Origin of the sequence: Candidatus Merdisoma sp. JLR.KK011, from assembly GCF_036941125.1 — a bacterium.
Classification (GTDB): domain Bacteria; phylum Bacillota; class Clostridia; order Lachnospirales; family Lachnospiraceae; genus Laedolimicola.
Genome location: NZ_JAYWSZ010000003.1, coordinates 1,999,589 through 2,022,504, shown reverse-complemented (window position 1 = coordinate 2,022,504; position 22,916 = coordinate 1,999,589). Strand labels below are relative to the sequence as shown.

At 44.4% G+C, this 22,916-nt stretch carries 23 protein-coding genes, 2 pseudogenes and 2 riboswitches; of the genes and pseudogenes, 10 read left to right on the top strand and 15 right to left on the bottom strand.

Annotated elements, in window-relative coordinates:
* Positions 1-117 precede the first annotated feature (117 nt).
* Positions 118-610: pseudogene (locus VV089_RS10920) on the bottom strand (hydroxyethylthiazole kinase); the annotation flags it as partial.
* 150 nt (positions 611-760) lie between these two features.
* Positions 761-866, bottom strand: a riboswitch (TPP riboswitch).
* A 106-nt stretch (positions 867-972) separates the two neighbouring features.
* Positions 973-1,764, bottom strand: coding sequence for a hypothetical protein (locus VV089_RS10915; RefSeq protein ID WP_172540451.1), 792 nt, complete (start codon positions 1,762-1,764; stop codon positions 973-975).
* A 127-nt stretch (positions 1,765-1,891) separates the two neighbouring features.
* Between VV089_RS10915 and VV089_RS10910 the strand changes: the two genes are divergently transcribed.
* From VV089_RS10910 to VV089_RS10895, 4 genes are all read left to right on the top strand, one after another.
* Positions 1,892-2,338, top strand: coding sequence for a hypothetical protein (locus VV089_RS10910; RefSeq protein ID WP_334335894.1), 447 nt, complete (start codon positions 1,892-1,894; stop codon positions 2,336-2,338).
* A gap of 82 nt (positions 2,339-2,420) precedes the next feature.
* Positions 2,421-3,422: a DNA/RNA non-specific endonuclease gene (locus tag VV089_RS10905; protein ID WP_334335893.1), complete on the top strand. Its 1,002-nt coding sequence runs from the start codon at positions 2,421-2,423 to the stop codon at positions 3,420-3,422.
* Positions 3,423-3,493: 71 nt separating this feature from the next.
* Positions 3,494-4,543 (top strand): hypothetical protein, encoded by a 1,050-nt coding sequence (locus VV089_RS10900; protein WP_334335892.1) that lies wholly within the window; start codon positions 3,494-3,496, stop codon positions 4,541-4,543.
* A gap of 51 nt (positions 4,544-4,594) precedes the next feature.
* Positions 4,595-4,792, top strand: coding sequence for a hypothetical protein (locus VV089_RS10895; RefSeq protein WP_334335891.1), 198 nt, complete (start codon positions 4,595-4,597; stop codon positions 4,790-4,792).
* A 131-nt stretch (positions 4,793-4,923) separates the two neighbouring features.
* Here the strand turns inward: VV089_RS10895 and VV089_RS10890 are convergent, their stop codons facing one another.
* The 8 genes and pseudogenes from VV089_RS10890 to VV089_RS10855 all read right to left on the bottom strand — a co-directional run bounded on the left by VV089_RS10890 (position 4,924) and on the right by VV089_RS10855 (position 11,583).
* Positions 4,924-5,802, bottom strand: coding sequence for a LysR family transcriptional regulator (locus VV089_RS10890; protein ID WP_172540455.1), 879 nt, complete (start codon positions 5,800-5,802; stop codon positions 4,924-4,926).
* A gap of 138 nt (positions 5,803-5,940) precedes the next feature.
* Positions 5,941-6,573 carry a helix-turn-helix transcriptional regulator gene (locus tag VV089_RS10885; RefSeq protein WP_334335890.1) on the bottom strand — a complete coding sequence of 211 codons (633 nt, stop codon included), beginning with the start codon at positions 6,571-6,573 and terminating at the stop codon, positions 5,941-5,943.
* 469 nt (positions 6,574-7,042) lie between these two features.
* Positions 7,043-7,748, bottom strand: a pseudogene (gene thiD, locus VV089_RS10880) (bifunctional hydroxymethylpyrimidine kinase/phosphomethylpyrimidine kinase).
* 94 nt (positions 7,749-7,842) lie between these two features.
* A complete protein-coding gene (gene thiE, locus VV089_RS10875) occupies positions 7,843-8,484 on the bottom strand; it encodes a thiamine phosphate synthase (protein ID WP_334335889.1) in 642 nt (213 codons plus the stop codon).
* Positions 8,471-9,271, bottom strand: coding sequence for a hydroxyethylthiazole kinase (thiM, locus tag VV089_RS10870; RefSeq protein WP_334336245.1), 801 nt, complete (start codon positions 9,269-9,271; stop codon positions 8,471-8,473). The genes thiE and thiM overlap by 14 nt, the downstream gene beginning before the upstream one ends.
* A gap of 168 nt (positions 9,272-9,439) precedes the next feature.
* Positions 9,440-9,545: riboswitch (TPP riboswitch) on the bottom strand.
* Between the two features lie 373 nt (positions 9,546-9,918).
* On the bottom strand, positions 9,919-10,443 hold the full coding sequence (locus tag VV089_RS10865) for a hypothetical protein (protein ID WP_334335888.1): 525 nt from the start codon (positions 10,441-10,443) through the stop codon (positions 9,919-9,921).
* A 16-nt stretch (positions 10,444-10,459) separates the two neighbouring features.
* Positions 10,460-11,023 carry a chromate transporter gene (locus VV089_RS10860; protein WP_172544465.1) on the bottom strand — a complete coding sequence of 188 codons (564 nt, stop codon included), beginning with the start codon at positions 11,021-11,023 and terminating at the stop codon, positions 10,460-10,462.
* Positions 11,020-11,583 (bottom strand): chromate transporter, encoded by a 564-nt coding sequence (locus tag VV089_RS10855; protein ID WP_334335887.1) that lies wholly within the window; start codon positions 11,581-11,583, stop codon positions 11,020-11,022. Before VV089_RS10855 ends, VV089_RS10860 begins: the two co-directional genes overlap by 4 nt.
* A 106-nt stretch (positions 11,584-11,689) precedes the next feature.
* On the opposite strand from VV089_RS10855, the gene VV089_RS10850 reads away from it, so the two are divergent.
* The 3 genes from VV089_RS10850 (at position 11,690) to VV089_RS10840 (ending at position 13,877) form a co-directional block, all read left to right on the top strand.
* Positions 11,690-12,604, top strand: a complete 915-nt coding sequence (locus VV089_RS10850) for a LysR family transcriptional regulator (protein ID WP_172544467.1) — start codon at positions 11,690-11,692, stop codon at positions 12,602-12,604.
* 133 nt (positions 12,605-12,737) lie between these two features.
* The gene (locus tag VV089_RS10845; RefSeq protein WP_334335886.1) at positions 12,738-13,541 is read left to right on the top strand and encodes a hypothetical protein; all 804 of its coding nucleotides are present in this window, start codon (positions 12,738-12,740) and stop codon (positions 13,539-13,541) included.
* A 207-nt stretch (positions 13,542-13,748) separates the two neighbouring features.
* Complete coding sequence (locus VV089_RS10840; RefSeq protein ID WP_172544469.1) at positions 13,749-13,877, top strand: helix-turn-helix transcriptional regulator; 129 nt, start codon at positions 13,749-13,751, stop codon at positions 13,875-13,877.
* 148 nt (positions 13,878-14,025) lie between these two features.
* On the opposite strand, the gene VV089_RS10835 is transcribed toward VV089_RS10840, so the two are convergent.
* The 4 genes from VV089_RS10835 to VV089_RS10820 form a co-directional block, all read right to left on the bottom strand.
* Positions 14,026-16,506, bottom strand: coding sequence for an ABC transporter permease (locus tag VV089_RS10835; RefSeq protein ID WP_334335885.1), 2,481 nt, complete (start codon positions 16,504-16,506; stop codon positions 14,026-14,028).
* Complete coding sequence (locus VV089_RS10830) at positions 16,503-17,177, bottom strand: ABC transporter ATP-binding protein (protein WP_334335884.1); 675 nt, start codon at positions 17,175-17,177, stop codon at positions 16,503-16,505. Before VV089_RS10830 ends, VV089_RS10835 begins: the two co-directional genes overlap by 4 nt.
* 61 nt (positions 17,178-17,238) lie before the next feature.
* Complete coding sequence (locus VV089_RS10825; RefSeq protein ID WP_334335883.1) at positions 17,239-18,348, bottom strand: HAMP domain-containing sensor histidine kinase; 1,110 nt, start codon at positions 18,346-18,348, stop codon at positions 17,239-17,241.
* The gene (locus VV089_RS10820) at positions 18,336-19,007 is read right to left on the bottom strand and encodes a response regulator transcription factor (RefSeq protein ID WP_334335882.1); all 672 of its coding nucleotides are present in this window, start codon (positions 19,005-19,007) and stop codon (positions 18,336-18,338) included. The genes VV089_RS10825 and VV089_RS10820 overlap by 13 nt, the downstream gene beginning before the upstream one ends.
* A 221-nt stretch (positions 19,008-19,228) precedes the next feature.
* On the opposite strand from VV089_RS10820, the gene VV089_RS10815 reads away from it, so the two are divergent.
* Positions 19,229-20,587, top strand: coding sequence for an IS701 family transposase (locus VV089_RS10815; protein ID WP_442891542.1), 1,359 nt, complete (start codon positions 19,229-19,231; stop codon positions 20,585-20,587).
* Here the strand turns inward: VV089_RS10815 and VV089_RS10810 are convergent.
* The gene (locus VV089_RS10810; protein WP_334335881.1) at positions 20,529-21,614 is read right to left on the bottom strand and encodes a hypothetical protein; all 1,086 of its coding nucleotides are present in this window, start codon (positions 21,612-21,614) and stop codon (positions 20,529-20,531) included. The genes VV089_RS10815 and VV089_RS10810 overlap by 59 nt on opposite strands.
* A gap of 302 nt (positions 21,615-21,916) precedes the next feature.
* Here VV089_RS10810 and VV089_RS10805 point away from each other — a divergent pair, with 302 nt between their 5' ends.
* Positions 21,917-22,147: a helix-turn-helix domain-containing protein gene (locus tag VV089_RS10805; RefSeq protein WP_334335880.1), complete on the top strand. Its 231-nt coding sequence runs from the start codon at positions 21,917-21,919 to the stop codon at positions 22,145-22,147.
* Positions 22,148-22,573: 426 nt separating this feature from the next.
* A complete protein-coding gene (locus tag VV089_RS10800) occupies positions 22,574-22,915 on the top strand; it encodes a CU044_2847 family protein (protein WP_334335879.1) in 342 nt (113 codons plus the stop codon).
* Position 22,916 lies beyond the last annotated feature (1 nt).

The window sequence follows — 22,916 nt, the reverse complement described above, 5'->3', positions numbered from 1 at the left end:
TTGGAAACATTATAATTGAATCTGCTTTAGATAAAAGACCCCTTCTTTGCAAATTCGCCGGTCAGATTGAAATTGTGCTGCATGGGCCCCCGGCCTTTTCCCAGATCCAGCATAGCGCCCAACGCACCGGGCAAAATCCTTGGCGAAGACCAGCGTCTTGTCCAGGTTTTCCTCTGTCACCTTATCCGCTGCGTCAGCGTCTACACCCTTGGTAGTGCCGCTGCCCAGAGCCAGGGTCTTGATCTCCGAAATGTTGCCGCGGATCACGGTAAACCTCACCTTTTTCAGCAGTTCCAGAGCTGTGTCCGTCCGCAGCGTGGAGGCTCCAGCCCCCCACTGGGTCCAGCACTACGGGGCGCCCCAGTTCGCTGGCCCGTTTTCCGGCGGCAAACATAGAGGGAATGGTGTGCTGGTTCAGCGTTCCGATGTTGATGTTCAGCCCGTTGCAGATGGCTGTAATCTCCACGGCGTCCTCCGGATCGTCCGCCATGATGGGCGACCCGCCACAGGCCAGCAGCATGTTGGCGCAGTCGTTGACGGTGACATAGTTCGTGATATTATGGATCAGGGGGGATTTCTGTCTGACATTCTCAAACATTTTTTCAAACATAGCTTTTACTCCTTTGAGCTGGGAGAAGACATTTTCGTATGGCGGCGTTCCCCCCCTCAATCTGTGGCAGGCTGAGGCTGCTCGCATTATTTTTTTCCCTGCAGACAACAAAAAACAGGGTACATCCCGACAGGATGCCCCTAAAAAAGTATACGCCCCTTGGCAGCTTCCTCCGACGGCATTATCCGCATCAGGTGTAAGGGTCGAAGGTCTGCCTTCCTCTCAGCCTGTCACACAAGCTCCCCTGTTTACTTTGCTGCGGAAATTATAACACTGTATGTTCCATTTTGCAAGTGACTTTAAAAAAAAACGACATTATGTGATATTATTTGGTGTTACTGTTCACTCCGTGCCCAGTAACATTATTTGTTTCTATAAATCCGTCCCCCGTCTAATTCACTGTATCTGTAATCTTCAAAAAAACCTTGCCCGGTTTCCAGATTTTGCAGCCCCCAGCATTCCAGAATATCGTCAGCACTGTTAAATTCCCTGTGATTGTGCATCCAGGACTGGAACTCTACCGCACCATACAGTTCTGTGCCCGGTTCATGGCCGGCAGCGTCCGGGCTGTAGAGGATGAAATGTGCGCCAGGTTTGAGGGCGGCGCCGTCCAAGTCATTAAGACCATAGGGGTCGCTGGAAATAAAATGAAGGACATAACCGCCATCCAGTTCATCCCATTCTTCTCCCACGCTGCGGCCGGTGTCAAGCACCAGTTCTTCAAGCGTCAGCAGCCAGGAAGCGTCCGTGAGCTTTTCAACTTTGCCAAACCTTCCATGAAAATGACAGAGAGACACCTCGTCTGCATCAGCATCGGAATATTCCCCGGAAAAGCTGCCGTCCGGATTCAAGCCAAGGAATGTCTGCCATGCTCCCGCACCGCTGCAAAAAGACATTCCCAAGGTTTCTGTGATTGGCAGTCCGTCCGTTTCTTGGGGAACGACTGGCTTCTGCGCCGCTGACATGGTAATTTGGAAGTCTCTTAAATTCTCTAGCAAAGACTTGCCTTCATCTCTTATAAACTCCGGCTCCCGGCCATCCAGCCACCACAGGCTGTCATAAAGCTTTCCTTCTTTTTCGAAGGTATCCAGTAAGCTGCTGTCTGTACAAAGCATCGGAACGCTATGGGAAAATAAGTCATTGATTTCATCCATAAAGGCAGCGATGGCTTCCGGCTCAAAGCTATTGTGGATGGGAGAGCCAAAATTTATATCAAAATCATAGAAATGTTACATAATTCTATGCCTATTGGATATGAAACACAAATGTGGTACAATTCTTATGAAACAAATAGACATGAGGAGAGGACCGGATATGACAATTTTTATCTGTGTAGATGATAAGAATGGCATGCTGTTTAATCATAGACGGCAGAGCAGAGACGAGGCTGTTCTAAAAGATATGCTGGACATTGCAGAAGGAAAAGTCTGGATGAATACATATTCCTCAAAACTTTTTTGTGCGGTTCCGGATAGGATTGCAGCAGAAGATGATGTATTTGAATGTGCCCCTAAAGACAGCTGCTGCTTTGTAGAAAATATTCCATTGAAACCATATGAAGACCGGCTGGAGGTTATGATTGTTTACTGCTGGAATCGGACATATCCGGCAGATACCTACTTGGATATAGATTTAAACCTGGATTGGGAAATTACAGAAACAAAAGAATTTGGAGGAAACTCACATGAGAAAATCACACGAAAGATATACAAGCGTAAAAACCAATAAAATAACTTTACTATTAATCTTTTTATTTGCTGTTGTATTATCGGTTTCAGCCTGTGGAAGCTCTGCCGCTGCAGAGCCAGACTTGGAAGTTGAGGAGATTCAGGTAAATGAAGAAGAATCAATAGACGAGGCGGAAGAGGAATCCCCTGCAGAAGAACAGATAGAAGAAGTCCTTTCTATTGATGAAATTGTTACCAGCTTTGAACCGGAATCCGCTGTTGATATTCCGGACTATGCCGGTGAACCTTATGCCGTAATGAACGGTAATATTCCCTTTTTTACGAAAAGCAATCTTCCAACAGCATCTTTTGAATATTATTCGGAATTGGATGAATTGGGACGATGCGGAATTGCCTGTGCGAATATAGGACCGGATCTGATGCCGACGGAAGAACGCGGAGACATTGGAGAGATAAAGCCTTCCGGGTGGCAGACTATAAAATATGATAATGTAGATGGAAAATATTTGTATAACAGATGTCATTTGGTTGGGTATCAGCTTTCGGGAGAAAATGCAAATGAAAAGAATCTGATTACCGGAACCCGGTATTTGAATGTACAGGGAATGCTCCCGTTTGAGAATATGACAGCTGATTATGTGAAGGAAACGGGTAACCACGTATTATACAGGGTAACGCCTGTTTTTGATGAGGATGATCTTCTGGCCTATGGTGTTCTGCTGGAGGGCTGGTCTGTGGAAGATGAGGGAGACGGGATATGTTTTAATGTATTTGTATATAATGTACAGCCTGATATTGTTATAGATTATGCCACCGGCAACAGCCAGATGGATGAACGTGCGTTAGCATCTGCAGAGCCGGAACCGGCAGAATCGCAAGACAGCAATCCGGATACACAAAATGGGAATGAGCCCGGTACGCCGGCGCCTCAAGAATCTGTAGAACAACAGGAACCCACACCGGCTGGTACAGATTATATATTAAATACAAATACGAAGAAGTTTCATTATCCTGCCTGTGGAAGTGTAAAGCAGATGGCCGAAAAGAATAAACAGTTTTATTCTGGAAACAGGGACGATGTGATTGCTATGGGATATGATCCTTGTAAGAAATGTAATCCGTAAATAGAAAGATAATAGGAAATATTTATGATTTTTCTAAATGATAACCAAAACAAATGATGAAAGGATTTATAATGAATAACTGGAAAAGAAAAATTGAAGTTTGGGAATATGAATCCCAAGTTTTTCCAAAGCAGAAAAGCATAAATTGGTCAATTAAGGATTCAGCAAATGACCCGTATAAAACGGTACATAAGGATTTGGAGATAACGTTTTTTCAATTATTGCTTTCAACGGCAAAAAGTATGCTTACAAAATCATATAAGTATAGTACTCAAGTTGCTTTGTTTGCCAGATCTTATTCCGAAGTAATTCAGCTATTGCTGGATGATAAAGACGGATACCTGGCATTTAATTATGAATTTCGTGATATACTGAAAGATTTTTCAAAGGTTACGCGTCATGGAGAGATTGCTCAGGGTATTAATTATTTTTATGCCAAAGAACGTTTGGGGGCATATGCGGTGTATGACTTTAAAGATTATGCAAAGCGTTGTGGAATTTCGAAGAAGTGCTCTGGATATACACCGGATTATGTATACTGCCGCAGCAAAGATAAAGCAATCGGAATTCTTGAATCGAAAGGAACCATGCAGGCTACACCAACAAGCTTTTTGACACATGGCCATGAACAGTGCACAAATGGAGAAAATTACTTAAAAAATCATGGTATTGTTCCAGCTCATTCATATGTATCTGCAGTCAGCTTTGGTACAACATCAAGGGCTATCCGCAGATATAGCCGGATTTACATTTCGGATCCTTCAAACGAGTTTGCTTATGAAGATAAGAATCCAATGAAAAGTAATTTATATGAATATTCCAAACTGTTTTATCTTGCAGGTAAAAGGGAGATTACAGAAAAGCTAATGTCAGGGGAGAAGATTTTAGAATCAGATCTTGAGTTTGCGGGGCGGTTTTTTGTGAATAATGGACTGATAATTGGAGCATGGGATGTGAGAGATGCATTTACAAATAAAATGGTCAGACTGAACGTGGGTCTCAAACCCTCCTTGGTAGATTATTTGATAGGAAAAAATGATGATTTGGAGAAATATGAACATAATTCATCGGAATATCAAGAAGAGTTTTCAGATGGGACATTTATGATTATAGAAAGTTAAAGATATGGGATATGTTGTTTTTGTTTCTATAAACATCATACAAGGATTATTATGGAAAACAGTAACTATCTTGGTACGGAAAAAGTGGGGAAGCTGCTGCAAAAGTTTGCAATTCCCTGCATCTGTTCCCTTATCATTTCGTGCCTTTACAACATTGTAGACCAGATATTTGTGGGCAGCGGCGTGGGCTATCTGGGCAATGCCGCTACCGGCGTAATCTTTCCGATCACGGTAGTAGGGTGGGGTTAAGCCTGTTCTTTGGTGACGGCCTGCTGCGCCTGATTGGTGTGACGGATGCAAACATACAGATGGCGCATATTATAAAAGTGTTTCCGCACAGGAGTGGGTTTTGTATGTGATATCGCTTTTTACCGGGAAAGCTAATGGTAAGATGTGTTCGTTACGATAGAAATAAATTTTTTCAGCAAAGGACTTTGTGAACTTTTTTTATAAAAGAGACCATAGGATAATGGCTCGCTGTTTTTTAGAGGGACGGAACAGATATCAGAATTTACAAAATTCATCTGTGGAAGTACAGAACAGCCATATCCTGCCCTGACAAGAGTAAGAAGCACCTGAAGGTTTTCGCATACATAAGTGGATTCAGGCAGGATATGCTGTGAAATCTGGTTCTGCATTTCTGCGGCTTTGGCAGGAATTGCATAGGAGTTGCAGACAACAATATTCTCCAGATACAATTCTTCTTTTGCAAGCCCAGACCTGGCCGCATAAGGATGCGCAGCGGGAACAATACAGCACAGTGGTATCCGGAATAATTCTTTGTAGACGGTATCGCTTTTTATTGGGATATCATCCTGGAATCCAAACAGCAGATCCAGTTCTTCCTGGTAGAAGAGATTTAGAATGGACCTGTGGGGGATCACTTTCAAAAAAGGATATAGTCCCGGTATCTGTTCCCTGCAGGATTTCAGTATCTTACAGAGCAGGTCCAGATTAGCCTCACTCTGGCAGCCAATCGTTAAGACCTGCAAATTCGTGCTTTGATGGCGCTGCAGTTTCTGTTCGGCAATTTTTAATCTGCCTATAACATTTTTTGCATCTTCCAGAAAGCTGATTCCAGCAGGGGTAAGGGTAACTGTCCTGGTGGTGCGGTGAAGAAGTTTTGTCCCCAGTTCATCTTCCAGCGAATGAATCTGCCGGGAAACGGCAGACTGGGTAATCTTTAAAATTTCAGCAGCTCTTGCAAAGTTTAGGTTTTCGGCAACCTGGATAAAGCTCTTTAACTGGTCTGTATTCATGGGTCTCACCTCATTGTTGCGATTTTGTCATTGATAATACCATATTTTCGCTTATTGTTTCATAAAAAATATGCTTGCTGTTTGCGAGTAATAGAATATATATTTTGGGTATCAAACCAAGCTGATTATTTTCAATTCTTAAATTCGGTTCATAGTCCTATTTCTATATTCCTGAGGATTCATCCCGTAATACCTTTTAAACTTCTTATAAAAAAATCCAAGATTTTCATAACCAATACCATTCGCAATTTCATAGATTGGCAGATCCGTATTAGTCAATTGGAAACAGGCCTGAGACATTTTTTGAGCCATAATCAGCTCCGTAAATGTTTTGCCTGTTTTCTTTTTCAAATATGTACTCAAATAGGCAGTGCTGAAGCCAAAAGTCTCCGCCGTTGTCAGCAGGGTGGCAGTCTTAAAATTATCCTCCAGATATTGAAGAATTTTAATAGTAAGGTTCATTTTATTCAAAGAATAGCGGTTCAGAGTGTTCTTTTGAAATAGAGTGGCAAGATGTGTGAAAATGATGACCATATAAGCATCAATAATCTCAGAACGGCGATACTGCAGATCATAATATTCACACATCAGTTGCTGTATGTAAGTACGCAGCAGTAAATCATTTTCCGTATGAAAGATCAGATAGTGCTTGGAATTTGTCTGATCGGAAAGGATATGGCTGATAAACTGTGCAACAATGCCTTGAGAAGACAGATTAGATAAAAAATGTGTGGTAAAGTTTGCTTTTGCTGCATGCGGAAGATCAGGCAATGAGTACGGAAGTAATAAAGATCATGGTATTGGAGCTGATAGAGCTGTACAAAGAAAGGGATAGAAAGGAGTATATTTAGTGTTCCGGATGATGCAAATGAAAACCCTTCTCCCCAGCTAGGCTGGGGAGAATAGAATTAGTAGAAGCGTAGATTTTGCAATGTACTCACCTGCAAACAGTTCATTCAAAGTAATGTTTAAAAGAGTGCATAAAGGCATAAACAAAGACAAATCCGGCATAAAAATGAACACTTACCAACGGTAGAGTTGGATAAAACGGGACTTTTTAACTCTGCTGATAGTATAGTTCTGAACGGAATTTTGTGATGGAACTTCCAAACCATCGGTTTCTTTCGGTAAAGAGCGTATGGCAGCTTATCATAGAAAAGGCGAAGGGATTTGCAAAAAAAGGGACGGGAGAATGCGATGTTTGGAAAGCAATTTGTAACGAAGTTCACGGATTTAGGTTTTAGATAAAAGAACCCTCCTTTGCGAATTCGCCGGTCAGGTTGAAATTGTGCTGCATGGGCCCCCGGCCTTTTCCAAGATCAAGCATAGCTCCCAACGCACCAGAGAGATAGTTTTTCGACCGCTGGATGGAGACGGGCAGGTCAAAGCCCTTGGCCAGATTGGCGGCAATGGCGCTGGACAGAGTACAGCCGGTGCCGTGGGTGTTTGGATTGTCAATGTGAGCTCCATAGAACCAAGTCCCGATGCCGTCCCCATAGAGAAAATCGTTGGCGTCATTGATATTATGTCCGCCTTTGAGGAGGACAGCACAGCCGTAGGTGTCACTGATGCGTCTGGCAGCAGCCTTAATGTCTGACTCGCTGCGGATGGTTATACCAGAAAGAATCTCCGCCTCCGGGATATTAGGGGTGGCTACAGCCGCCAGAGGAAGTAAGCCGGCCTTCAGCGTGGCCACCGCCTCTTCGGAGATCAGCCGGTCGCCGCTGGTGGCCACCATCACCGGGTCAACCACAATATTTTTCGCTTGATAAAAATTTAGCCGCTCTGCGATCTTCTCAATTAACCCACAGGAGGCCACCATGCCGATCTTGACCGCATCAGGCGGAATGTCCTCGAATACCGCATTGATCTGCGCTCCCCAGATCGGCCTGAATTCCGGCCCCTCCGCTGGGATCTGTCCCAGCGATTGATAATGCTGTTTTCATTGCTGTTTCTCCTCTGTATTATTTTTGTTGAGCGGCTTTAAGAGCAGCGCCTTAAGTCCTCCGCTTAAAGTTCCCCCAATAGCTTTGCGAATCCTCATGGATTTACCATTTTCTCTGCCAGCGCCAGCAGCTCCCGGCAGGCCCCCTCGATGTCCTCCGCTCCGAAGATGGCGGAGACTAGGGCCGCGCCGTCCACTCCGCTGCCGGAGAGTTGGAGGATATTGTCTCGGTTCAATCCGCCTATGGCTACAATGGGCACGTCTGCTGCGGTGCAGATAGCCTGCAGGGTCTCTCCAGGCATCACATCCACGTCGGTTTTGGTGCCGGTGGGGAACACTGCGCCCAGGCCCAGATAGTCTGCGCCGTCCCGGACGGCCTGGCGGGCTTCCTCCACTGTGTGGACGGAGACGCCCAGGATCATGTTTTCTCCTACCCGTCGGCGCGCTTCTTCCGCTCCCATATCCTCCTGGCCTACATGGACTCCGTCCGCACCGCAGGCAGTGGCGATGTCCACGTTGTCGTTGACGATGAAGGGCACCCCATACTGCCGGCACAGGGCGCAGATGTCCCGGGCCTCCTGGAGGAACGCCGCTTCGTCCAGTTCCTTCTCCAGCAGCTGTACGCAGGTCACGCCGCCCTTTAATGCCGCTTCCACCTGCTGGTATAGCGTCTGCTTTCCAACCCAGGCACGGTCGGTGACAGCGTAGAGCAGCATGTACCGTTTATCGCACTTCATAATTGGCTCCCTTCTTCAGCGCCGCCGGGGTCAGACGGTACATGGCGTCGATGATGTAGTTCCGGTAAGAAGAGCTGCCGTCCAGCTTGGTCATACGCTGGAAGGCGATCTCCCCACACAGTCCCATAGCGCGCACGGCAGCGGCAGCAGCCTCCAGGGGCCGGTTTGGATTGGCAGTGACAAAAGCTGCCGTCAGGGCGGAGAGCTGGCAGCCGGTGCCGGTAATGGCAGACATTTCAGGACGGCCGTTGCGGATACAGAAAGCACGTTCCCCATTCGTCACAATGTCGATGGCCCCAGTGATGGCAATGACTGTTCTGGCGCGCCGGGCAAAATCCTTGGCAAAGGCCAGCGTCCCATCCAGGTTTTCCCCTGTTACCTTATCCGCCTCGTCAGCGTCTACGCCCTTGGTAGTGCCGCTGCCCAGAGCCAGGGTCTTAATCTCCGAGATGTTGCTGCGGATCACGGTAAACTTCACCTTTTTCAGCAGTTCCAGAGCCGTGTCCGTTCGCAGCGTGGAGGCTCCAGCCCCCACCGGATCCAGAACCACGGGGTGCCCCAGTTCGTTAGCACGCTTTCCGGCGGCAAACATAGAAGGAATGGTGTGCTGGTTCAGTGTTCCGATGTTGATGTTCAGCCCATTGCAGATGGCTGTAATCTCCACGGCGTCCTCCGGATCGTCTGCCATGATGGGCGACCCGCCACAGGCCAGCAGCATGTTGGCGCAGTCGTTGACGGTGACATAGTTCGTGATATTATGGATCAGGGGGGGATTTCTGTCTAACATTCTCAAACATTTTTTCAAACATAGCTTTTACTCCTTTGAGCCGGGAGAAGACGTCTTCGTATGACGGCGTTTCTCCTCAATCTGCAGCAGGCCGCGGCTGCCGGCATCATTTTTTCCTGCAGACAACAAAAAACAGGGTACATCCCGACAGGATGCCCCTGAAAAAGTATACGCCCCTTGGCAGCTTCCTCCGGCGGCATTATCCGCATCAGGTGTAAGGGTCGAAGGTCTACCTTCCTCTCAGCCTGTCACACAAGCTCCCCTGTTTACTTTGTTGTAGGAATTGTAACACTGTATGTTCCATTTTGCAAGTGACTTTCATAAAAAACAATATGAATCGACAATAGTGTTACTGTTCAGAGGTCAGCTTGTGATAAACAAACCGATGGTGTAGACTAATCTTAGTCGAAGCCATCGCTTTTCCATCCAAAGTACCACAATATAAAACCAACAACCACCAATATCAATGATAGTATCTGCGTATTTTTCCCACTAAAAATCACATAGTATGCACGAGCACAGATAATGGAAACAGGCAAGGCCAAGGAATATTCCTACACCGATAACCACACCATACCATGCAATATTCCAGCCCTCTATTCCGAATAGATTTTTTCTCACATATGGTTGCAGCTGTTTCATCTCTTTCATACAACTAAAAATTCATTTTCCTGTTCAATATACTTGCAGAACACAAAAATACCGCATATTATTTCCGGGGCAAAATCGTCCATAGCTTCTATGTTCCAGCCGCCGACTATTCCCCGGTGGAAAATTTGAATAATTGATTTGCGGGATTTATCGGATAATAAATAGTTCTGGTTGTTCTGCATTACCAGCAAATATTCGTTTTTATCAAACACAACCTTTGCATGATCTACTCTCGGCATACGGCATAAAGGCCAGCCAACTACAGTTGGGTCATCTCCCTTTGCATAATCCGGATTTGCGACTGCACATTTATTACCGCTGCTGTCAAATAAGATATATTGACGATAACGGACATTCCCCGCTTCATTTGGCGGAACCTCTAAGTTTGCTATATCCGTGTGCATAAGCATTGAACCGTTTGCAGAATAGATCTTCTTTTCCGAACCTATAAAGCTGCCTTTTATTCGGGCTGACACTATATCATTGAAGTATAAAGTTCCTGCTTTCATTATGTACTTCATGTTATACCTCCTCGTATCAAACAATGGAATACAGCAATACTCCGGCTGCACCTGCCCCCAACATCACATAAATGGGATTTACTTTCCATTTCCTTAAAACAAAAAAGCCAACAACAAAAATAATTACAGAAATTATGTTGATTCCACTCAAATCAACCGGCAGGTTTCTTTCTCCGTAAAAAGCCATGATTACTAAGGTAATGCCAGCAGATGCAATCATGGCTGCAACAGCAGGGCGAAGACCTGCAAGCACCCCCTGTACCATTCTTAATCCACGAAAACGATAATAAATATAGGCAAGCGTGATTACAATAACGCAAGACGGGAGAATACAGCCTATGGTGGCTATAATCGCTCCCGGAATTCCAGCAACCTGAATCCCTACAAAGGTTGCTGAATTGATGGCAATCGGCCCCGGTGTCATTTCCGCAATCGTCATAATATCTGCAAATTGGGTCATAGTCAACCACGGGTGAACATCAACAACTTGATTTTGAATCAGCGGCATGGCAGCATAACCACCGCCTATACTAAACAACCCAATTTGGAAGAAACTCCATAACAGTTCCAGATAAATCATGCCTGCCTCCCTTTCCTGCCAAGATACAAAGTATCAACTGCACCGATTATGGCACAGATTAGAATAATCAGGATAATGTTGACTTTCATGAAACGGACAGCAACAAAAGATGCAAACAAAACAATAATCGGCAGAACCCGTTTTTTTCGGAAAATGTTTTTTCCCATTGTGATTACTACATCACAAATTACAGCAGCTACTCCTGCAAGCATGCCTGTCATAGCCATGTGGACAATCATATTATCACGAAATGCAGTATAGAAAAAAGAAATGACAGAGATTATGATGAGTGGCGGCAGTACGGTTCCCAGCACCGTTATCAAAGCCCCGAACACGCCTGCCACATGATATCCTACAAGAATAGACGCATTGACAGCGATTGCACCGGGTGAGGATTGTGCGATTGCTGTCAAGTCCATCATTTCCTGTTCCTCTATCCAGTGCAGCTCATCAACAAATTTTTTCTGCATTAAAGGTATAATTACAAATCCACCTCCGAACGTGCAGGCGCTTAACTGAAAAGTAGATAAAAATAGCTTTGTAAATGTATTTTGTTTCAATGTGCTTCCCTCCTTATGCACATAAGTATAACACTTGCTTTTTGATAAAGGAAATAATATAATTTTATCTATATAATAAGTGAATTCATATAAGGCGGGATAAAATATGACAATACGGCACTTAAAAATATTCTTAACGGTTTGCAAAAATAATTTCAATACAACAAAGGCTGCAGAACAACTCCACATGACACAGCCCGCAGTTAGTCTTGCTGTCAAGGAATTAGAGCAGTATTATGGCGTATTTCTATTTGACAGAATCGGAAAAAGGCTTAAAATCACAGAAGCAGGACAACGGTTTTATGAGTATTCTATCCATATCACCTCCATGTTTGATGATATGGAAAAAGCAATGAAAGACTGGGATTCTTTTGGCATTATAAGAATCGGAGCAAGCATAACTATTGGTTCACAGTTTCTTCCCTGCTATATGAAAGCATTTTATAATCGCTATCCTGGTACAGAGATAAAAGTAACCATCAGTCCATCAGAGCAGTTAGAACAGAAAATATTGAATAATGAATTGGATTTTATACTGATTGAGGGTATTTCCCATACACCGGCTTTTGTTTCAGAAGAATATAGGGAAGACAATCTAACTGTTATCTGCCCGGCAGACAGTGGTTTTTATCCGGGGCAGCTGCTTTCCGTTGAAGAATTTCGCCAACAAAATTTTCTTCTTCGTGAACATGGAAGCGGCACCCGTGAAACCTTTGAACGGGTAGTTGAAGCTGCTGGATTTTCTGTTTCCCCTATCTGGGAAGCCATGAGTACCACGGCTTTAGTAAATGCTGTTATCAACGGGCTTGGAATTGCCGTATTGCCGCATCATATGGTAATCGGGCCAATAGAACGCGGTCTTGTTGTTGCTGTCCATGTAAAAGGACTTAGTTTCAAACGAAAGTTCCATATCGTCTATCATAAAGAAAAATTCCTTACTTCATCAGCGAAAGCCTTTATGGATTTGTGTCGAAATTATGATATGGATTATCCGCTGCCCAAATATAACGGATTGTATTAGAATGAGATCCAAGCTCTATCATCAGCTTCATTTCTTGCTTTCGTAAAAAACATACGGAATTATGGGGAATTGTCAATCAAACTAATAATGCATGGTGTGTGATAGGCGGCATGAAAAGGAGAATGGGGCAGATATGAAAGGAAAGATTATGCGCCATGTTGTTTCTTTGTGTGGAGGAGCAACAGCTGCTCTATTATTGACTGGCTGTAATCCAACAGCAGGCGCAACAGAATATGAGGTAATATATCCGTCCGGTTACAGCAGGGATTCCTATGCGTATGATGAAAAATCGCCCATTGAGGGAAGTTCCTGTTATCTTCAGTGGGAAGAAGCGGATGATTACAAGAAAACCTATGACTACGATATACATATCCTGGATGAAAATGGTTCTGTATTATATGAATATCCCGATATGGGGAGCAAAGCCATGCGTGGGAGTGTGCAGGAAGATGGTAATACCTGGGTTTGTGCGGAGCATTGGACAGCTCCACACCACAATGGCTATGTGGAAGGCTGGCTGAAAGAAAGCGAGCTGCTTTTGATCGATCTGAGTTGCGGCGAGATTCTGTTTCAGGATAAGGCAGGAGAAAATGAATTTTACCTCACTTCAAATGGAACACGATGCTATTTCTATCTCCCTGGAAAAGAAGAAAGCGACAAGCTGTTTGGATTGATAAAGATACCTGCGGAAAATGCGGTAATCTATTACAGAGATATTTCGGACTGGACGCAGAAACACACGGTTTACACGTTTGATTATGTGTCAGAGCCTGATATTGATACAAGGAACGGAGTTTTAACACGTATCAAATTTTATATATCTGAAAACCAGCTTAAAGTGGCATGGACATCTTATGAATCGGTTGGGAATGGGAATTGGGAGTACCTGGAGAAAAAGGCTTATGAGATCTCACTTGCCGAAAATGCTTTTCAGTGAGCTAAAAGCACAGATGAGGTGGTACGGGCTATGGAGGACAGTTTTGGTCGATAATGGCTGGACAGGAATGACAGGATTTCGCTGTTCCACTGTATCCAGGAGCTGAAGGGGAAAGAAGAGGTGCTGGATTATTTCCTGGATTATCTGTCCACAGAGGAAAATCCTACTTTGCTGATTTATGCCGTCTGGTGCACGGAGGGCATATAAATGGTGTTTGCTGACAAGTTACAGAGTTTACGGAAATCAAAGGGGTTGTCAGAAGAAGAGGCGGCTGAAAAGTGCAATGTCACAAGACAGTCCGTATCAAAATGGGAAACGGGGGTTTCCCATAGTTAAAGATACCACACCAAATATAACACACCAAACATAACAACACCACGCTTATACGGGACTTAGCACACCCCAAAAGAACATACAGAAATCCCCCATAAGCAACAAGGTTTGCTTTATGTGGGATTTCTTGTTTTAATTGTCGTTTTTGAAATTATTCAACAGTCTCAATAGAATCCACAATGCTCATTCTTGCAATAGAACGCAGAGGAATTGCCGTTGCAAGCAGGCAGGCCACAATAGAAATAATCGCAGCTTCCACAATCGCCATAACCGGAACAGCGACAAGCTGTAAAGCATCGGTCTGTGCTGCTCCGACAAAGATACAGCAGACATAGCCAAACACCATTCCAATCACTGACGCAATGATACCGTAATAAGCGCCCTCCCACAGAAATGTTTTATAAAGGCTTGCGGCACTCATTCCAATAGCCCGCTGCATCCCGATTTCACCGACACGAGTATGAATATTGCTGTAAACGGTATTGATGATGTTCAGGATGCCAATGATACCGATAAAGATGATAAGCACCCAGCACAGCATTTTGATCTGTGCAAAGCTTTCTATCATCTCATTGCTGCTTTGGAGATAGGAAAGCCAATGTGTTCCTGGATAATTGCTGCACCAGCTATCCAACCAGCTTTCAAAGGTATCTGTATCGGCGTTATCCTGTAATGTAGGATAGACTTCTGAATAACTGTCGTTTCCGAGCAGTAAACAGTATATTTCGTCATTCACGATGAGTTGAACACCATTCGTAAAGCCATCATTATTGATTGTGATTGCTGTATCGATCAATCCTAATACACGAAGTGTTCTGTCTCCCAGTTGAATGGTATCACCTACGGTAAGATCAGTCTGCTGAACAGTTGTATCTCCATAAGAAAAGGCAATGGGATTTTTTACAAGGCAGCCTGTTCCATCTTTCAAAGCCTGTTTATCCTGAGCAGACAAGTTAGGAGCATAGATTTGTAATTGTGCTTCATCCACATTTACAAGCTGCAAGGTTTCATGGCTCTGTACGGAAAGATCAGTTTCAAAGGGCAGTATATCACCGGCACCTGGCATAAATACAGAAAGCCGTGTAGTGGAAACACTTTCTACTGCGTCATTTTCCGTTAATGTTTTTACGGCTTCTGATGGGATGCCAACGGTTTCATTTGTAACTGCATAGTCGCTGAAATACATGTCCTGAACGGAACTGCTGGCATCAAGCAGCCCTGTAAAGTTCTGCAAGGCAACAAATACGGTAATACTCATAACCAAAGACAGAATGGTAACTGCTGTTCTTCCACGCCCTCGTTTTAGGTTGAGCCTTGCATAATAGGCTTCAAAATTACGTATGTTGCGGTTCCTTTTTATCCTGCGTTTGATTTTCACAGTCTGCCCCGACATAGCAACAGTAGGAGATACATGGGATGCGTACCGGGCAGCAGGAAAGGCAGCTAGCAGAGCAAACAGAAGTATGACTGCGATACTGGCAAAGAGCATCGGTAGTTTTACCGTACTGGCGGTGTTGATTGCAGAGTTCAATTCGGAAGTGCTGTTTGCCATGAACAGATCGGGATTGAGAAGCCCCGTAGCCACAATCAATACACCTTTTGCCGACAATATACCGAGCAGCAATCCGATAGGAATACCGGCTCCACAGAGAATCAAAAGCTGCAAAGAAACCAAACGATAGATTTGCCCTCGTTCTCCACCAATCGCACGAAGTGTTCCGTATTCTTTGATGCGTTTTGTGATAGAGATTTTCAGAATGTTGTAGATTACCAGCCCAGCCGCCAGCAAGACCAGCACACCCACCAAAATACACGCCGCAGTCATAAATGAAAATCCCGTACCGGTATCGCTGTCTGCCGCTTCATCATAGGAAATACCAATAGCGTCAAGCAAAACCCAGTTATATTGGATATACCGTTCATCCACGTTCAAATCTTCTGCGAGAGCATAAATGATGCTTTGAAAATTCTGCTTGTCATAAGTCTTAAAATCTATGGAATAAAGCAGATACTCTTTTGGCAACAGTTCTTCTGCGGTTCCCTCCCCGACAATCCCCTCAACCGTACCAGATGCGTAGCCGATATAGCTGCTTTCCAGAATGCCCGTCAATACAAAATCAGCAGAATATTCTAACTCTGACAGCGATCCATCCATAACGGAAACACTCAAATCCAGAGAAACGGTATCGCCAATTACAGCGTCCAATCCAAGATATTGAAGCGCATCCTCCGACAGGGCAATCTCATTCGCTTCCTCTGGTAATCGTCCCTCTTTTACGTTTCCGATTGCCGGGTACATAGATAATGCGTTATCGTGATATTCCCGAAGATATAAAGATAAACTACTGTTGCCTAATGGTGTGCTGCCGATAAAGATCGTATCGCCTACATCATATAGGCGATCATCTTCATGCAGCTTTTGAGCCTGTTCCTTGCCAAGCTGATGAAAGGTTGCATAACGGTTTCCGTTCAGACCCGCCGCCTGCTGAATACGCATGGATTGCAATATACCAATAGACTGACCGATCACTGTCGTCATAATCGTGGACATGATAACTGCAACCAAGATCAGGATTGCCGTGATTTTCTGTGCTTTCAGTTCTTTCCATGCAAGAGCTAAATAAGATTTCATCTTGCTGTCACCTCCGAAAGAACACCGTCCACAATTACAAATTGCCGGTCTGCCATTCTTGCAATGCGACTGTCGTGCGTGATGATAACCAGCGTTTTCCTCATCTTTTTCCATATGCTTTGTAGCATTTCCATAACCTCGCCGCCGCTCTTGCTGTCCAGATTTCCAGTCGGTTCGTCAGCAAAAATAATATCCGGCTTTGCGATCAGGGCGCGGGCAATCGCTACACGTTGTTGCTGACCGCCGGAAAGTTCATGGGGCAAATGGGTCAGCCGTTCACGAATACCTAACAAATCCGTAAGCTGATTTAGATATACTTCGTCCGGCTGCTTTTTGTCCAGAAGCAGGGGCATGATGATGTTTTCTTTTGCGGTCAGCACAGGGAGAAGATTGAATTGCTGAAAGATAAATCCGATGCGCCGACGGCGAAATGAGGACAGTTCTTTGTCATTAAAACGATAAATGTCTTTTCTATCGTATGTCAGACTGCCGGAAGTCGGCTTGTCCAGTCCAGACAGCAGGTGGAGCAAGGTACTTTTGCCGCTGCCAGATGGCCCCATAATAGAAATAAAATCGCTGGATGCAATTTCAAGGTTGACTTGATCCAACGCAACGACACGGCTCTCGCCGCTGCCGTAGATTTTCGATAGTTCCTTTGCTTCAATGTTCATAAAAAACACTCTCCTTGTTTATAATATAAGGAGAGTGTAAAACAGAAATCTCAAAAAACGCTCAAGGTTTCTGATTTATTTGGAAAGTAGCAGTAGCCGTTGCGCCATAACTTTTTCTGTTTTCCAGTGTAAGTGTTCCTCCATGCTTCAAACATAGTATCTGGCTGCTGTATAGCCCCATACCAAAGTGTGCGGAGTCTTCTTTCATTTTTCCAAACGGTTTCGGGCCGCTCTGTATTAACTCCACAGGATAGCCTGGCCCATCGTCTGTAACTGATAGATGCAAGAAGTTTCCTTTCTGTTCCAGATGAATTTCAATTTTACTCTTTGCAAACCGAGCCGCATTTTCAATTAGATTTTCAGCAACGGTTAAAACCAATCCATGATCTAATTGTATTGTCCCCTTATCAGGTGTGGAAACAGACGGTTCTAATGCTCCTGCAAGAATTTTTGCTGTTTCCTCTAATTCAGAATGTAGCAGTGAATATGAATACTCGTTTATCCGCACCGGCATTTGTTCTAATCGTTGGATGCTACTCATAGCTTCTACATACTGTTCAATCCGTAATGTATAGCTTTCCAATCTATCAATGGCTTGTTCATCTGCTGTGCCCTGCCGCAGTAATTTTATAGTTCCCTTTAAGACCGTGATCGGATTGCGCAAGTCATGGGAAAAGGCGGCATTTAGCCTTTTCCGTTCTTCTGCCTGCCGCCACAGTTCCTGATTTGATTTCAGGAGTTCTTCACGCATAGTATCAAAGGCGGTGCATAGCTGCCCCAATTCATCATCAGAATGGACAGGCATAGAAAAGTCAAGGTCATGGTTCCGAATCCGTGAAATCCCATTCTGTAACGTGGAGATTGGCTGTTTCAATTTGATATGATAATATAATATGCCGGATAGAGCCAGCCCGCCCATAGGGAGAACAATGCAGGACACAATTTGAATGATACCAAGCATGGACAATATATTTTGCTGGGTCTCTGTGGGGGGTTCCATTTTAACGATTGAACCGTCTGCTAAAATTTCTATTCCACCGGAGGGAAAGGTGCTGCTGATTGAATTGCATATCATAAAGACTAAGCCTAACATCAGGAGAGCCACCAAAACACAGGAAGCAGATAGGACGAGAAAAGTTTTCTTTAATTCCATATTTTTCAGACGTTCCACCGATAACCACACCCCCAAACTGTATCAATATAACTGTGAAGCGTACAAGCAGCCAGCTTCGCTCGGATTTTCCTGATATGTTCCATAACAGTATCACTGTTACCCTCGCCGTCAAGTCCCCACATTGTTTCATAAATACGCTCCCGGTCAAATACCTGCCCGGCATTCAGCGAAAGCAGCTCCACAATATCAAATTCCCTTTTTGATAAAGCAACAGGTTCACCCGCCACTGTGACGGTTCGGGCTGAATAATCAATCGTCAGTTCACCAAAGAAGCGAATTGTCGCTTTATTCCTGTGTCGCTGCTCCCTCCTCAGATGTGCGGCAACTCTCGCCCCTAATTCGTCCAGATCAAAAGGCTTAATGATATAATCGTCGGCACCTGCCTGAAAGCCGATGATTTTATCGGCAGATTCGACCCTTGCCGTCAAAAAAAGAATGGGGCAAGTAATAAGCCCCCGAATTTTCTGACAAAGGGTCAATCCGTCTATGTCCGGCATATTGATGTCGAGCAGGATTAAATCGGGCTGTCTTGCTAATTTTTGAAGTGCTTCATTTCCGCAATAAGCGGTCAACACCTCATATTGAGAAGAAAAATAACTCGCCATCATATCTACAATTCCCGGTTCATCATCAACAATAAGAAGCCTTTGTTTCATGCTATCATCTCCATTTGCAATTCATAATATTTATCGTAACAGCCAAATCTCAAAAAACGCTCAAACTTTTGCCGTCAGGAAAGTATAAAATCAATAGACTGATAAATTTATTATAATATTACACCACTTTACAAGTTTTTTAATAAAAAAAGTATCGTACAGGACTTTCTGATGTATAATGAGTTTGCTACAACCTTTACAAAGGAAAGTGACCCTGTACGATAAACTCATTATACAACAAAGATAACCTGATTGGTAGACTTCATCAATATTTTTTTACTTATTTTGAAACATTTTCTGCCCCTACTGTAGAGACGCTGTTTTTACTGGTACTATCCATACTGGCAATGGAATCAGCCCATTCCATACGCTTCCTTTACAGGCACTTTTTGTCCGGCATCACGGAAAAATCACTGAATGCATTTTACTATGCCTGCTCCCATGCGAAAGTGGATTATTCCAGGTTTATGAACGTAACAGCGGCCATGGCCCTGAAGCTGGTTCCGGAACGCCTGAAGTCACAGCCGGTTTTTCTCTGCATTGACGACACCATGGTGGCAAAGTTTGGGAAAAAGTTTGAGGATGTATCAAAACTTTTCGACCATGCCGCACATAATGGTTCCAATTACCTCAACGGGCATTGTTTTGTCAGCCTTATGCTTTGTGTCCCGGTATGGCGGAAACAGCGGATTGTCTACCTGGCAGTTCCCCTGGGATACCGTATGTGGAAAAAGGAAGTATCCAAGCTGGAACTGGCGGCATCCATGGTACGGCAGGTTATGCCGGAGTTTTCTGCACAGAGAAATGTCATCATCCTGTGCGACAGCTGGTATGCCAAAAAGGACTTGGTGTATGTCGTAGATGAGTATGCCAACCTGGATGTTATCTGCAATGCCAGGTATGACTCTGTTATTTATGACCTTGCCCCGCATCCTACAGGCAAAAAGGGCAGGCCTGCCAAACATGGGAGACGCCTGTCCATAGAGACAGATTTCACCCTTTCTGAGGAAAAGGTTGGGGATTATTACATTGGCGTGCGCCAGGTTCTCACCAGCCTCTTCGGGCAGAGGGAAGTCCTTGCCTATGTGACGGCCTCTGATAAAGCAAAGGGCGCCAGACGTTTGTTTTTCAGCACTATTTTCCCCTGGCAGATGGAGATATTCTGTGCCTGGCAGGAAAAGGCGCCGCTGAACCAGACCGGGAGCAGCCGCATGCAGTTTATTCCCCTGTTGTGTTACTATTTCAGGTGGAACATCGAGGTCAGTTACTATGAGCAGAAAACGTTCTGGTCATTATGCAGTTACATGGTCCGCAGCAGCAAAGGGATAGAAATGCTGGTCAATTTGATTAATGTCGCATACTGCGCAATGAAAATGCTGCCTTATCAAGATGAAGTTTTTTCAAAATACCGTAGCGAAAGCGTGCAGGAATTCCGGTTTGCCCTCAGTGAGGAAATTCGCCGGCAGGTATTTTATGCCACTTTCCTGCAAAATGTCGAAACGGGCATAAAATCAAGTGTCTTTACAAAGGTACTGAAACAGCTGCTTTGGCATCAATGTAGCGGTTGGCATAAGTTGTAAAGTGGTGTATAATATTACTCTGCTGATACAGCCAGTCCGTAAATTCTTTCGGGCTGGCTGTCTTTTCTTTTACAGCCTTTTTTCTCTTCAATGCTTCTTTCTTGAACGCTTCAAAAGCAGTCAGTATTTCTTCCAGCCGGTCAGCCGGGAATCCCACTGTCTTCTTCGCTTTGTTGATCTTATTACGCCAGTTCTGGCACTCGTTTTTATAAAGCAAATCGTAGTTGTTTTCCCTTGCCCTCTCGTCAAACTCCCTCTTGTTTTGAAGCGCCTGTGCTTTGTGGCACTTATCGCTGCACAGCTCATACCGCTGGCTCTTTGCCAGAAAATATTTCCTGCAGACCTTGCACTGCCGGAAGCAAAGCCCCCAGTCATTCAGCCTGTTCAGATAATAGGTAACCAACGGGTAGAGGGACGCATAGGCAGACACACATTCTTCTGTGCGCCGGTTGTCCGGAAACCAGAGGTCAAGCCGGGTATCTTCTGACGGTGCGCCTTTGAAATAAAGGCTGCCAGCTTGAAAATGTTTCGGTTTTCCTGTCTCCCTGTCAAAGCTCATGGCTTCGTTATGGAATACCCCGGTCAGGCTGCTCATTTTATCCATGAAGCGGTCACAGGCAGCGTTACGGTCACGGGGTTCTCTGGCAATCAGATAGCTGTTCCAGATACGGAACGCCACATACATTTTCAGAGGGTCGTTGCTAAGATATTTTCCCCAGAGAAATTCGCTTGCCGCCTGCTCCAGCTCCGGCTGTTTCCATCGGTTGGAGTGGAGGGCTTGCCGCAGTGGAGAAAGCCCGTATAAGTTCCAATTTCTGTCCGTGTCACGCTCAAAGTTTATCAAAAAAGTTCCCAGCGGGCGTGTCATATCACAAAGCACCTCTGTGTTTTGGCTCCCGTTCAGCCGGAAGCGGATCTGCTGTTCTTCCCCAATCAAAATCCGCTCTTTCATTTTCTTCCTGTTCAGCGTCAGGACAAACAAAATCCTCTCAAAACATGGCTCATGCCGTATAAACTGATTCTCCATCCCTATCCCCTGCCTTTTCTTATGGTAATTATATAATTTAGTTATATTAGTTACACTCATGGTATCGCAGAAGCATTGTTTTGTCAAGGATAGTCCGATATGATGATTGCAGTTGGTAATTTTGTACTACACAGTACTTTGACAAGTGAATGACCGTCCAAAAGGGATATGACCGGCAGGAAAAGTGACGCATCCGGCGCACCAATGCAGGGAAACACCGCAGGAATGGGGCAGGAAAACGGCTTTTGGGGAGAACGGCAACAGGAAGCATTTTAACCTATTTGATTTATGGGAGGAACAGAATGAACGATAAAAAGAGATTGAACAGCTACGAGGATTTACCGCTGGTTCTGGATGTGGCAGACATCCAGCGGGTTATGGGAATTTCAAGAGCGAGTGCCTATGAGCTGGTACACACACCCGGCTTTCCGGCGTTCCGCAGGGGCAGGCTTATCAAGGTCAGCAAAATTGCTTTCTTTGAATGGATGGCAAAAGGCTCCGAAACCGTACCGGGAAGCGACAAATACGCGTGATGTATTATCCCCTGACTGCAATACTGCCGCTTTTTCCAAAGGGGCATACAGATGTGTAGAACCAAACTTTGATACAATTTAATGCGGTGTAACGCCTTAAAATACTGTAAATAAGGCTTGCAGGATGGTGAAAATCGTTCTCGTGAGCCTTATTTTTTTGCGGACTGATTAAGGACTTGCCTTCACCATTCGGCAGGGGTGTACAGAATTTGTACACCCCTGCCGAAGTGGACATACACCCAGTACACCTTTTGAGGGCAAAATTAAAAAGTTTTTTTCGATAAGTCTTGATTGTCGAATCATGCAGAATATGTTAAAATATTATCAGCGGTAATTTAGGTAAATACAGGCAATACACAATTTTAAAGTTGTTAAGATTTCTATGAAAAAATAGCAAAAAGGAGGATGATGTCCTAAGAGCGGGCATTGATAAAAAAAATGGGGATAATAAGAACAAAAGCTGGAAATGCAGAAGTTTTGATTGAAACAATGAATGTAAACACTCAGAGTGCTTTTCCCGGAATGACAGATACGGCTTTCAGTGATGCCATTGATGGTAAAGTATTAGAAGTGTTTAAGAGTGCAAAAGAAGTGATTGATGGGATTGCAGAGGAATTTTCGGAGATTGCTACAAATGCAGTCAACCCGCCAGATGAAACAAAGATCGGATTTAGTATGTCGCTATCAACAGAAGGAAACCTTTGGGTAGTGAAAGGAGAAGGCAGTGTGACGCTGAATGTTGAGATGACATGGAAAAGGAATGAGTAAG